The organism is Cellulosilyticum sp. ST5, from assembly GCF_046529625.1.
Taxonomy (GTDB): domain Bacteria; phylum Bacillota; class Clostridia; order Lachnospirales; family Cellulosilyticaceae; genus Cellulosilyticum; species Cellulosilyticum lentocellum.
This window is the reverse complement of the sequence record NZ_CP132338.1, coordinates 3,415,475-3,427,579: the sequence shown is the minus strand read 5'-3', so window position 1 is coordinate 3,427,579 and position 12,105 is coordinate 3,415,475. Positions and strand designations below refer to the sequence as shown.

Below are 12,105 nucleotides of genomic sequence, written 5' to 3'. Positions count from 1 at the left end.
GCAAGAGAGATAGATGGGGATTATGTAAAGTGAGGGGAAAGGGGAATAAGGAATGTCTTATTTTGATATAAAGTATGGAGAAGTAGATGGGTGTACCAATGACATAGCAGAATGTGCTAAACAACTGGGTGAGTATATCGATAATATAGATAAAGTAAGAGGTTGCATTGGAATATATGGAAAGAACTTTATATCTATAAAGGTTGAAATAGACAATGTACTGAAAGAAATGCGGCTTCAGAAAGAGCAGTTAAAGCAGTGGGGAAAGGCTTTGAGTGATACCAAGCAATTATATTTAGTAACTGAACAAAAACTGAGTAATAATGAAACATTAAGTGTTACAGCAGAAGAGGAAACAAAGAATTCGCAAGCAACAATAGTTATAGATTTTAGTGATCCTAAGTATCCACCAACTTTAATAAGTGAAATTTTAAGGCTAGAAGAAGAATTAGAGAAATTATATGGGACACCTCGAGCATATATACCAAATTTAATTAAAATGCAAACAACACAGCCAGCAGCACTACAAATTGTTTTCTCAGAAGAAGAGGAAAAAAGAAGGGCGAAAGAAGCTTTTGGAAGAAGGATGGATGAACTAGACATTAATATTGACAAGAAAGAAGCTAGGCTAGAAGAGTTATATAATATTTTACTAGACGAAGAAAAACTACAAGATTGGAGAAATGGAGACAGATTAAAGAATGGAACCTTAGGGGTATTACAATTTGTTGGTGGAGCAGGAACCTTTGGCGTTGGAAAATTAGTAAAAGCAGGGGGATGGATAGCAGGGGGGTATGTTACAACACAGACTGGTGGTGCTGCAGCTCCTATAGGAAGTGGAATTATATGTGCAGGTGAAGCTGCTAATGTTTATTTATGTGCTGAAGGAACATCTAATATAGTAGAAGGAGCAAATAAGATATGGAATAGTATATGGGATAAACCATATGATGAAACGTTGAATCCATTGAGGGATTGGGTATACAAACCAGTGTTTGGTGAAGAAAAAGGAGAAAGTTACTTTAATAATGTTTCTTTAGCAACAGGAGCCATTTGTATAGGTAGTGACATTTATAATATTGCAGACTTTGCTAAAAATCCTAAGGTTTGTAGTAATATAGTTAGAAAACAACCTAATATGCCAGAAGGTTTACCACAAACAATAACACGTAGTATGCAAGATAATAAAATTGTAACGAGAGTAACTGCATTTGATGAGGTAACTAAGAAAACATATGTGTTGCAAACAGAAATTATACATATTGATAAATTAATTAGTGAAGCAAAAAAAGCAGAGACTGTAATACAAACTTTAAAAGGTCCTGTGACAGACACTATAAATGAATCTGTTGCTATTTCTGGAGCTATACAAGGCAAATGAGTAGAAGGGGAAGCGAGATAATGAAAAAGACTATAAAAAATAGGTTAAATTATAAGAATTATATAATAGCCTACATAATAGGATATCCACTAGCGATAGGAATGGTTAAGTAAGTCATTTACTCACCCACACATATATATTGGGTTATAAATACAATGATCACACTTTCACTCATAGCTATTCATAAGCAAGATGTTTTGACTACATGGGATGCTAGAGGGATAGGTATACATGTTTTTATTAAACATATGCCAATTCCTATTGTACTGTGGGGAACTAGAATGATTTGCAGCATGGGTGGAATAAACACAGAACTTATCTTTGGATGGTAATAGGAATATACAAATTATACAAGGAAGATAAAAGGTAGGGAAAAGAGTTACGTGAGCTAAATGAAAAACATTGAGGAAGTGAAGTAGTGAAAGAAACTATAAAAAAGCTTATGAAAGAAAATGGATTAGGTTATAAGGACTACATAATGGCCTATATAATAGCCTATGTAATAACTGGAGGGATTTTAAAGCAAGTCATTTACTCACCTATACATATGTTGATGATTATAAATGCAATTAGTATGATCAGCATTAGAGCTGTATATAAACAAAATGTTATTACTACATGGGAGTCAAGGGGGATATTTATACGTGTTTTTATTAAGCATATGCCTATTATTATTATACTATGTTTGGCAAAGCTGATTTTAAATATTATAGGAATAAATACAGAGTTTATATTAGGGGCATAAAGAATAGAAACATATATTATATAACCCATATAGTATGATACAAAAAGAATCAAGAGAATATAAGAAGGCTAATAGGTAAAAAGGATACATATTACAGAACATATTACATAACACATGTGGTCAAATAGCAGAGGGGGATAGTATGGCTGTCAAGAGAGGCAAGTTAGAATTTCAAAATGTATTAAGTATGAAGACAAACTGTTATAAAAGGGAATGGGGTGACAGAGTAAAAGAGTTTAAGCGCTTTATTATTGATAATGACCTATTTGTAACAGGACCTTTTATAATTAGATGGGAAGAAACCAATAAGGATACAGAGAAAACAGAAATGACGATTTATTTTCCTATTTATCACAGGATTAGTTTGACGGAGGATAAAGTTTTTTATTTTCAAGACAAGTTCTGCATACCAGATGGTATTAAGATAAGGCATATGGAAAGAGATGAAGAAGATGACAAAGAAGGGGTTAAGTCAACTGAGCTGATTTTAGATGTTATAGCAGAGAAGATGGGTGTACAGTTACAAAAGCCCTATTACTATATCTATCTACCTGTGTATGGGGAATATGTTATAGATATTTATGCACCAATAAGGGAAGGTGAAAGTAAACATGATTTCGATGAGAGATAGCATATGCTACCAAAATGTTATTTCAAAAAAAGATACCTTTTATTATAAAGATATGGGGAGACATCTATCAGAATTTTTAAGGCAAGTAAGATTAGCAGGAGCACATCCTAATGGTAATGTGTTTTATGCCCTTAACAATGTGCCACAGGAGAAGATAATGAAAGTAGAATTCTTTGTGCCAGTTAAAGATGAGGATATACAGGAGACTAGTGATCTCCGTTTTTATAGTTACTTCTCTATAGACGATATGATGTCTATCCGCATTAAAAGTCGCTTTGAGGAGAATACAGAAAAAGCTTACTCAGCACTACTAGAACTCATGAAAGCTACAAGCCTAAAACAGGTTACACCACCATTTCATATTATGAATAATGTAGATGGCAAACGTTTTGTGACGTTGAAGATAGGCTATAGAGCGTTTTAATAATCTAAACTGGTTATTCAAACACTTAAAAGTGCATTTGGTAGTAAAAATAATGAAAATTAAAAATTTGTGATAGTATATAGTTATCAAAGAAAACAAGGAGGAAAGTAATATGGCATTTTTTCAAGTAACAGCATCAGAATTAAGAGCAAAAGCTGAAGAACTAAAAGGATTAAATGGAAGCTTTAAAGGAGAAGTGGGAAATTTAGAAACGATTGAAGGTGCTTTAAAGAGTAAATGGGTTGGTCAAGCAAATGACAATTTCCATGCAGCATTTGTAAAAGATAAAGGACAAATGGATAATTTCTATAAGTTAGTGGAGAACTATATAGCTGCATTATTACAAATCGCAGCACAATATGAAAAGACTGAATCAGCTAACGCTGAAGTTGCAAGAAATAGAAATTACTAAGAAGTGTTTATAAAAATAACAGATACGTGAAATAATAAGGAGGCGTCAAGCATATGGAAGGAATTTTAAAGGTAACCCCAGAAGAGTTACAAGCAACTGCAGGTGATTTTAGTGGTAAAGGAAATACAATCAAAGGGTTAATGGATCAAATGATGGGAATCGTAAAGAATTTAAGTGGTTCTTGGCAAGGGGAAGCATCAGCTACTTATTTACGTAAGTTTCAAGGTTTACAAACGGACATTGACAAAATGAATCGTATGATCCAAGAACATTCACAAGATTTAAATACAATGGCAGAGCAATATAAACAAGCTGAAAATCTTAATATGGAACAGGGTCAAGGTTTAACAGACTCAGTGATTTCATAGTAGTACATAATAGTTGGCAAGAGGGAAAAGGGGTTTCCTCCTGCCAATTATTTTTGGGGGAAGTAATGAGCGGATGGAGAGAATACAAAGGAACTATGGCGTTATTGTGATGGATGAAGATAAAGAGATATTCACGCAGGATTTTAACCATCACTAAACCAAAAGAAGGTCTTACAAGTGATGAAATTTCTTCAGCAATGACAGATATTATTGCTGCAAATGCTTTAGGTGAAGACAGTTTAGTAGCTACTAAGGTAAGCACTAAATATGTGGTTCAGCAAACTGAAGCAATCACACTTGCATAGTTAGATGCAAAAGGCTATTTTTAACACTAGCAAGAGCTAATGTTAGAAATAGCTTTTTTGTGTAGTCAGAAAGAAAAAGGCATGTTAAAGGTCTCATTGAATGTTTTTTTAATTGAAAATATATTCAGAAAATAATAAGATAGTAATAAGAAAATACAAATATAGGGGGAAGTATATGCAAAAAGGCAAGGGGTTTATGAAGCTCTATCTATTTTTAAGTGTATTAAGCTTAAGTATAGGGGTTATACAAGCAGAGGTATTAAATGATGAGGGGAATGAATGGTTATCATTTTATGAAGAAGAAACAAACTATGATGTAACACAAGGCGAAAATTATAAAAGGTTAGAAGGCACAATTAATGGGCTCAAAAAACGTTTTGAGGTACCTGCTTCTTTTAGATGTGAGTATTTAGAATGGTCAGGTTCAGAAAGATGGGGTGTAGATGAGTGGGCAATTGCTTGGACCAATCCTAAAGCTGAAGAGTACAGCGGTGAAATCAGAATTGCCTTTACAGAGAAAGGGCAGGTGCTTCAGTACTTTACCAATTATTATGACACAGAAAGAGAAGGGAAGATCAAGTTAACACAGCAGCAAGCTTATGACAAGGCACTTCAATATCTTAAGGAAAAAGGTGGCTATGACCTTAAGACGTTAAAATACATAGATAAGGAGCAACCCGAAGAGGAGATTAAGTATTTTGAGTTTCAATATTATAAAGATGGACTACCAGTCTATGATGAAAAGGTGAGTATTGGTATTTATACCACATCGGGAAGGGTAGTGTTAATGAATGGTATTTCACCTTTTGTTGGAGAATACAAGCCTTTAGAAAACCTTCTATCTATAGAGAAAGCTAGAGTAGCGTTTGTTAATAAGATGCCATTGGAGGAAATGTATTGGCTGAGTAAAGATGAATCAGGAGCCTATCAGCAGGTGTTAGTCTATCACTTAGAGAATCCTTATAAATATGGCATTCAGGCAATAGATGGTAGTATAGTGATGCCTAAGTTTGAAAGAGAGTATTGGACAGATGAAGTGGGAACTTTAAAGAATCCTATGAATTCTCTTTTAAGTAGCCAGGTGGGTTCTTTTTCAGAGGAACATCTACAGTTCGACGAGGCATCATTTAAAGAATACATAAAGTATGATTATTTATTAACACCAGAACAAGCTCAGTCAGTAGCAGCTAAAAGTTTTCCGCTCATTAATAATGCATTTATTATAGAAAAACAACTTACCAAAGGAGAAGGAAAGACCTATTGGAATCTAAAGTTAATGGCCTATACCGAGGCATATAAAGGGAACGTGGAAAGTCTTAAAAAGGAATATGAAACTAATAAGCTAGATTATAAATATATTAATGTATTAGACGTAGTGTGTGAAGCTGCAACAGGTGAGGTAATGGTCTATGACAATACAAATTTGCCTAGGGAAAATATGCAATCAGATAGTAAGCCTACAGAAAAGCAACTTCAAGAAGTAGAAGCTTTACTAAAGAAGTTAAATCCTAAGGATTGGGAAAAGGCTGAACTACGCAGCACGCATGGCACGGTAGGCAACTATAGCTATTTGCAACTTATTAACGGTATACCTGTACCCTATTATGGTTTTTCTTTGACCTATAACCATGAAGAAAAAGAAATTGCATACTATACCAAGCATTTATACAAAGGCAAAGTGATTTCAGCTTCTGACCCATTAACTAGAGAAGAATTAGCTAGAATGTTAGACTTAAAGCTTTATTATTTAATAGTTTCTAAGCAGCAAGCTGTGCCTGTATATATGTATCTGGAGCCTAAAACCAATTTTGAAATGGAAAAGGTAGAAACTAATAGCAAAGAGAATAAGTAGTTTGCTATAGCAAATGCGGCAATAGAGATAGTTAGGGGGATAATTCAAACAATAACCTATCATTTCAAGGATCATGAGTGGTATTACTATATATGTGAAAATGATAGAAAAGTAAGTAAGAGATATGATTCAACAGACTTAAAATTAATCATAAAATCTGTCTAGAATTTGGAGCGAAATATCAGTTATAGTAAAATAAAAATCATGCAAAAGGCGACCATTAACATTAGTAAGAGCTAATGTTAATGGTCGCCTTTTACTATATTTATTACAAAACTAACTCGCAAAAAGAGTAATTTTTAGTAATAAATAATAAAATTATGATACAATTAAGAAAAGGCTTAAAAGTATAACTTAGATATTTCTTAAATGAGTACACAAAAATAAAACGGGGGAAGTATTTAGATATGAATAAACAAATTAATTGGTCTAAGCTTCGATTAAAAACAGTATTTAATCTTACCTTTATTTGCTTTATTGTGGTGCCTATTTTAATTGTGCTTATTGGTGTACTAAATATATTAAATAAGCAATTTAAAATTCAGGCAATAGAAAATATATCTCGTGCGCAAGAAACGATTATGACTGAGTTATCCTCTGATATCCAAACAATGTCTATGAGACTATCTCACTTAGTACATGGCAATAATAATGAAGTATTAGATTATGCAGCGGGAACCAATACAAATGATTTAGAGAAGAGAAACGTTTATCAAAATAAATTAAATCAAGCAGGAGGCTTAGTACTAGAGCCTGTATCAGATATTATATCGGTAGGTTTTTATATGAAGGATGGCAAATCAAGCTTCTATAAGAATTCTATTAATTGGTCCTATGAAAAAATAAAGGGGACCAAATGGTATCAAACAGCTTTGCAACGTAACAACCAAGTAGTAGTAGGCTGGATAACAAGTGAAGGGCGTAATGAGTTATACAGTGGAAGTAAACAAGATAACCTGATGTTAGTGTTTGCCTTGGCACCAGATAGGAAGACAGATCGATCTGAACGGATTGAAATGATAGCCCTTTATCAGTTATCACGTACAGGAGATAAGATGAAGGCTTATAATAAGGAATATCTAAGTGGCAAAAATAAGCTAGGTTTAATGCAGCTACGCTCGGCAGATGGAGAGATTATATTTTCTACTATTACGGACCAAGAAATACTTTTAAGACCTACGTATACCTACGTGAAGACACCCGTTACATTGTATGAAGATACCTGGTATATTGAAAGTTATATACCTACAAAAGAATTAACAAGTGAGTTTTGGAAGACGGCAAAATATGTACTATTAGTAGCTATTGGGATGCTTCTATTAGTGGGATATTGCTCTAGGTATTTCATACGTAGTATCGTTGCACCTATAGAAAAAATTAATACAGGATTAAGACAAGTAGAAGAAGGGGAACTGGCTATACATATATCACCAGAAGGACAGTATGAAATTAGAACGATGATTCATTCCTTTAATGCCATGGTACGTAGATTACAGGCGCTTATTTCTGAGTATGAGGAGAAGATGAAACGTGTAGAAAAGTCTATGGAAACCTATTTTGAAGAACTTATGACAGGGAATATTACGCCTAAAGAAGTTATGCAGCAGTCGAAGGACTTTTTTGAGGAGAGCTACGCCATTTTATACTTTGTATTAAATGATTCAAAGGGAAAAGAAATAGAAAAGATCGAAATAGAAAAAGTGATTCATTGTTTTATGAGAAATCCTAGATTTAGTGCGAGATGTACGGTATATGTGGAAGACAGTATGCATATGTATGCCTTTTATCGTATGACAGAAGAAGCCTATTTAGATGTAACGTATCAGATGATTAGTGCCTTACAAAAAGTAGCAAAAGCTGAATTTGGCATTGAGATAGATGTTTGTATAGGGGAAAAAGTATTTGGCGGGGAAGCCTTTTATATCCAGATAGCCAAGGTAAAAGAAACACAGCTTTATAGATATTTAAAAGGGAAACAGGTGATGTTTTCTTTAGAGGATTCCCTAGTAAATAAGGTGATGTCCCTAGTACCACAGTATGAGGCGTTGGCAACTGCTATCTATGTGGCAGATGAAAGAAATATATTAAAGGAAAAAGAAAAGTTATTTAGCACCATTAATAAGATGGGTAAAGAGAAAATAGAAGAAGCTAGGTGGCAGGTACTAGCAGTTATATTAGCACTTGCTAAAAAGTTTGAAGAAGCACAGGCAAATTTTCACGAGGTTTTTGGAGAAGCAGTCCCTTATGAAATAAAGCTAGCACGTATCGAAGATATAAAGAGCCTTAAACTATGGCTTACCAATTATATAGAATGGTTGGTGGATTATGAAGCAAGTAAATTAGGGGAAAAAGAAACAGACACCATTAAGAAAGCAAAGCATTATATTAGTAGTTACTATGAAAATCCAGATTTATCTCTGGGAGAAGTAGCAGAGTATGTAGGATTAAATGAGAAATATTTTACTAGTAAGTTTTCTAAAGAGACGGGAGAGTCCTTTATGAACTACCTAACAGGCCTTCGTATGCAAAAGGCAAAAGAATTGTTAAAGACAACTACTTTTAAAATATATGAAATTGCTGAGATGGTAGGGTATCGTAATGTAGAAAGCTTTAATCGTGTTTTTAAGAAATATTATGGAATAAGTCCACTTCAATATAGAAAAACCATGTAAAATACGTGGTTTTTCTTACTTTTTGCAAGGAATTCTAACTAAAAGTGAAAAATGGTTAATCTTAAAAAGTGAAGAATTGTCAAGAAAAACAACTATAAAACCTAGTGGGTTTGGAAGCAAATAGATATGCTAAAGGTACCAAATCGAAGGGGGTATGTATTTATGAAAAGAAAACTGGTAGCAACATTTTTAACTGGGGCATTAGCCATGGCTACATTAGTAGGTTGTGGTGATTCAGGAGCAGGTACTAATCCAGGGGGCAGTACTAATCCGGCAAGCAATAATGAAACGAATCAAAGTACAGGCGCTGATTTAAAAGGAACAATTACTTTTGCTATATGGGATAATAACTTAAATACTTTTATAGAAGAACAAGATATGGTTGGAAAATTTCAAGAACAGTACCCTAATGTAGAAATCGAAGTTGAAAAAATTAAAGATGATAGTGAGTACTGGAATACCATGAAGATTAGAACATCAGCAAATCAATTGCCAGACGTGATGTTTAATAAAACCTTTACTTTAGCTAGATTTAAAGATTACTTAGTAGATTTATCAGGAACGACAGCTAATGCCAATAATGAACTAGCAGCAGGCTATGCTATAGACGGCAAAGTATTAGGCATCCCAATGACATCAGGCTATGAATATGTCTACTACTGGAAAGATATGTTTAAGGAAGCAGGCGTAGAAGTGCCTACTACATGGGGAGAATTAGAAGAAGTATCTAAAAAACTACAAAGCCATTTTGGGGCAGCTAACCCAGATTTTATGGCAATAGCATGCGGTTTAAAAGATGAGTGGCCAGACTATCCTTATATGGAATTCATGCCAGCACTAGAGTCAGGAAATGGTCAGAACTGGAATACGATGGCGACTCAAGATGAACCATTTGCAGAAGGTACAGATATTTATAAAGCTTATCAAAAGGTAAATAGCTTATTTACTTCAGGTGTACTAGGAAAAGATCCTTTAGGACTTGGAAATGATCAAGTAACCAATCTTTTTGCTACTAAAGGTGCAGCCATGATTGCACTAGGTGACTGGGGACTTCAAAATATTCAAAATGCAGCAGAGGACACCTCTCAGCTAGGTACCTTCTATCTTCCAGTTAGAGATACTGTAAATGACCCTTATAATGTGGTTGTTCAAGGAGACTCTTTTATGGGTGTAACTTCACAGTCTAAAAATCAAGAAGCAGCTATTGCATTTGTAGAATGGTTTTATTCTGATGCATGGTATCCAGATTACCTAGCTTATGTTTCTTCTGCATCAGCTATGAAGAACTTCCCTAAAGAAAAAGATCCTGTACTAGCAGAAGCAGATACACTTGCTTCAGATAAAGTACTTATTATGTATGATGGTGGTGGAGATGACTTTACGGCTATTCAAAATGAAACAGCTTTTGATTACAAAAAACTTGGAGCGCAAATGGTAATGAATGGCTTTGATTTAAAGGCAGAACTCGAAACCTTAAATACAAAATGGAAGGATGCAAGAGCAAAATTAGGTATTCAGTAAAAAAAGAAGAGGGCAGCCTGGGCTGCCCTCTTGCAAAACAAGGAGGAAACTATGAATAAGCTTACTAAACAACGTAATCTATTTATCATTGTATCGCTTATAGTTCCGTTAACCCTATTAATTGCTTTTGTAGTATTTCCGGCTATGGATTTATTCAAAATGAGTTTTACCAACTGGGATGGCTATTCTCCAAGTAGTAGCTTCATAGGGTTTGCGAACTACATTTCAATGTTAAAAAACAAGGACTTATGGTTATCTTTAAGAAATAATGGTATTTATTTCGTCGTACATTTATTAATGATCGTAGTAGAATTAGCCTTTGCAGTATTACTAACAAGCAAGCTAAGAGCAGCGAAGTTCTATAAAACAATGGTCTTTTTACCCTATATTATTAATGGCGTAGCCATTGCTTATGCATTTTCTTATTTCTTTTCACCTATTAATGGTGCTTTTGATGCCATTTTACAAGCTGTGAACTTAGAAGGCTGGATCCGTAATTGGTTATCAGACGAGAAGGTTGTCAACTATGTACTAGCGTTTGTGTCTTTATGGCGCTTTAGTGGTTACCACGTTATTTTGTTTATGGCAGCTTTGCAGTCTATACCAAAGGATATTGAAGAGGCAGCAGAGGTAGATGGTGCTAATACATGGCATCTCTTTAGATACATTCAGGTACCAGCTATTATGCTCATGGTAGACTTTGTACTATTTGATAATATTCGTGGGGCCTTGCAAGTATTTGATATCCCATTTGTCATGACAGCAGGAGGGCCAGGGTATGCTTCTTCTACGTTTACACTCTATACCATAAAAACCGCTTTTACCTTCTCTAACTTCGGCCTGGCATCTACTATGGCAGTGACGATTATGATTATGATTGTAGTCATCTATCTTATTCAAAATGAGCTCATTCATGGCCTGGTATTAAAAGATAGGGGGAAAAAGCAATGAGATTAAGAAAATCATTTTTTGTGCAGCTTATTAAACAACTGATTTGCTTAAGCATGGTAGCGATTGTACTAGCACCTATTTTAATCACTTTATTTGCAGCTTTAAAAACGAAGGCAGATATGGTACAGACTTCACCACTTCTTTTACCAGCAATAGAAAATATAACATTCGACAATTTTAAGAAGGTACTTACAGATAAATATTTGCTCATTGGTTTTAAGAATACAGGTATTTTGCTAGTGGTTTCATTATTTTTTAATGTCATCATTGGAACGATTACAGCATTTATCATTGAACGTTTTGACTTTAAAGGGAAGAAATTGGTGGTGGCACTATTCTTTATTGGGATGCTCATACCGACCTTTGTGACAGAGATAGCCAGGTTTAAGGTTATTCAAGGGTTAAATCTGTATAATACATTGGCGGCACCTATTGTCATTTATATTGCCTCAGATTTGATGCAACTTTATATTTATAGACAGTTCATTTCAAATTTATCCCCTTCATTAGATGAAGCGGCACTCATTGATGGCTGTTCTTACTTTGGACTATTTATAAAAATTATATTTCCGTTATTAGCACCTGCTACTGCAACGGTATGTATTATCAAAGCCATTACGATTATTAATGATATGTATATTCCATATCTGTATATGCCGAAAAATAAACTAAGAACATTAACCACCTTTTTAATGAATTATTCCAATGCACAACAAGGCTCTTGGCAGAACTTGGCGGCAGGGATTATTATTATTATGATTCCTACAGTTTTACTTTATGTATTTTTCCAACGCTATATTTTAGCAGGGGTTTCAGCTGGAGCAGTAAAAGAATAAGGAGAGA

Annotated in this window: 13 protein-coding genes; all 13 read left to right on the top strand. The window is 34.3% G+C overall.

Annotated elements, in window-relative coordinates:
- The first annotated feature begins 52 nt into the window (after positions 1 to 52).
- The 13 genes from QTL86_RS16615 (at position 53) to QTL86_RS16555 (ending at position 12,098) form a co-directional block, all read left to right on the top strand.
- Complete coding sequence (locus QTL86_RS16615; RefSeq protein WP_410495496.1) at positions 53 to 1,381, top strand: hypothetical protein; 1,329 nt, start codon at positions 53 to 55, stop codon at positions 1,379 to 1,381.
- Between the two features lie 155 nt (positions 1,382 to 1,536).
- Positions 1,537 to 1,713: a hypothetical protein gene (locus QTL86_RS16610; RefSeq protein ID WP_190283487.1), complete on the top strand. Its 177-nt coding sequence runs from the start codon at positions 1,537 to 1,539 to the stop codon at positions 1,711 to 1,713.
- An 86-nt stretch (positions 1,714 to 1,799) separates the two neighbouring features.
- Positions 1,800 to 2,126, top strand: coding sequence for a hypothetical protein (locus tag QTL86_RS16605; protein WP_127065329.1), 327 nt, complete (start codon positions 1,800 to 1,802; stop codon positions 2,124 to 2,126).
- Positions 2,127 to 2,268: 142 nt separating this feature from the next.
- Positions 2,269 to 2,757 (top strand): hypothetical protein, encoded by a 489-nt coding sequence (locus QTL86_RS16600; protein WP_127065330.1) that lies wholly within the window; start codon positions 2,269 to 2,271, stop codon positions 2,755 to 2,757.
- Positions 2,738 to 3,181, top strand: coding sequence for a DUF5085 family protein (locus QTL86_RS16595; protein WP_410495495.1), 444 nt, complete (start codon positions 2,738 to 2,740; stop codon positions 3,179 to 3,181). The genes QTL86_RS16600 and QTL86_RS16595 overlap by 20 nt, the downstream gene beginning before the upstream one ends.
- A gap of 112 nt (positions 3,182 to 3,293) precedes the next feature.
- Entirely contained in the window at positions 3,294 to 3,593 is a 300-nt protein-coding gene (locus tag QTL86_RS16590) for a WXG100 family type VII secretion target (RefSeq protein ID WP_127065332.1), read from the top strand.
- 53 nt (positions 3,594 to 3,646) lie between these two features.
- Positions 3,647 to 3,961 (top strand): WXG100 family type VII secretion target, encoded by a 315-nt coding sequence (locus tag QTL86_RS16585; protein WP_127065333.1) that lies wholly within the window; start codon positions 3,647 to 3,649, stop codon positions 3,959 to 3,961.
- 113 nt (positions 3,962 to 4,074) lie between these two features.
- Positions 4,075 to 4,266, top strand: coding sequence for a DUF2922 domain-containing protein (locus QTL86_RS16580; RefSeq protein WP_410495494.1), 192 nt, complete (start codon positions 4,075 to 4,077; stop codon positions 4,264 to 4,266).
- Between the two features lie 175 nt (positions 4,267 to 4,441).
- Positions 4,442 to 6,118 (top strand): YcdB/YcdC domain-containing protein, encoded by a 1,677-nt coding sequence (locus QTL86_RS16575; RefSeq protein ID WP_410495493.1) that lies wholly within the window; start codon positions 4,442 to 4,444, stop codon positions 6,116 to 6,118.
- 407 nt (positions 6,119 to 6,525) lie between these two features.
- On the top strand, positions 6,526 to 8,790 hold the full coding sequence (locus QTL86_RS16570; protein WP_410495492.1) for a helix-turn-helix domain-containing protein: 2,265 nt from the start codon (positions 6,526 to 6,528) through the stop codon (positions 8,788 to 8,790).
- Between the two features lie 162 nt (positions 8,791 to 8,952).
- Positions 8,953 to 10,311, top strand: coding sequence for an ABC transporter substrate-binding protein (locus QTL86_RS16565; protein ID WP_410495491.1), 1,359 nt, complete (start codon positions 8,953 to 8,955; stop codon positions 10,309 to 10,311).
- 51 nt (positions 10,312 to 10,362) lie between these two features.
- The gene (locus QTL86_RS16560) at positions 10,363 to 11,262 is read left to right on the top strand and encodes a carbohydrate ABC transporter permease (RefSeq protein ID WP_410495490.1); all 900 of its coding nucleotides are present in this window, start codon (positions 10,363 to 10,365) and stop codon (positions 11,260 to 11,262) included.
- Positions 11,259 to 12,098: a carbohydrate ABC transporter permease gene (locus QTL86_RS16555; protein ID WP_013655301.1), complete on the top strand. Its 840-nt coding sequence runs from the start codon at positions 11,259 to 11,261 to the stop codon at positions 12,096 to 12,098. Before QTL86_RS16560 ends, QTL86_RS16555 begins: the two co-directional genes overlap by 4 nt.
- Positions 12,099 to 12,105 lie beyond the last annotated feature (7 nt).

Bases quoted from the DNA above. Each gene is read 5' to 3' on its own strand.
- QTL86_RS16615 (WP_410495496.1), top strand. From the start codon at position 53: ATGTCTTATTTTGATATAAAGTATGGAGAAGTAGATGGGTGTACCAAT.
- QTL86_RS16610 (WP_190283487.1), top strand. From the start codon at position 1,537: ATGATCACACTTTCACTCATAGCTATTCATAAGCAAGATGTTTTGACT.
- QTL86_RS16600 (WP_127065330.1), top strand. From the start codon at position 2,269: ATGGCTGTCAAGAGAGGCAAGTTAGAATTTCAAAATGTATTAAGTATG.
- QTL86_RS16595 (WP_410495495.1), top strand. From the start codon at position 2,738: ATGATTTCGATGAGAGATAGCATATGCTACCAAAATGTTATTTCAAAA.
- QTL86_RS16590 (WP_127065332.1), top strand. From the start codon at position 3,294: ATGGCATTTTTTCAAGTAACAGCATCAGAATTAAGAGCAAAAGCTGAA.
- QTL86_RS16585 (WP_127065333.1), top strand. From the start codon at position 3,647: ATGGAAGGAATTTTAAAGGTAACCCCAGAAGAGTTACAAGCAACTGCA.
- QTL86_RS16580 (WP_410495494.1), top strand. From the start codon at position 4,075: ATGAAGATAAAGAGATATTCACGCAGGATTTTAACCATCACTAAACCA.
- QTL86_RS16575 (WP_410495493.1), top strand. From the start codon at position 4,442: ATGCAAAAAGGCAAGGGGTTTATGAAGCTCTATCTATTTTTAAGTGTA.
- QTL86_RS16570 (WP_410495492.1), top strand. From the start codon at position 6,526: ATGAATAAACAAATTAATTGGTCTAAGCTTCGATTAAAAACAGTATTT.
- QTL86_RS16565 (WP_410495491.1), top strand. From the start codon at position 8,953: ATGAAAAGAAAACTGGTAGCAACATTTTTAACTGGGGCATTAGCCATG.
- QTL86_RS16560 (WP_410495490.1), top strand. From the start codon at position 10,363: ATGAATAAGCTTACTAAACAACGTAATCTATTTATCATTGTATCGCTT.
- QTL86_RS16555 (WP_013655301.1), top strand. From the start codon at position 11,259: ATGAGATTAAGAAAATCATTTTTTGTGCAGCTTATTAAACAACTGATT.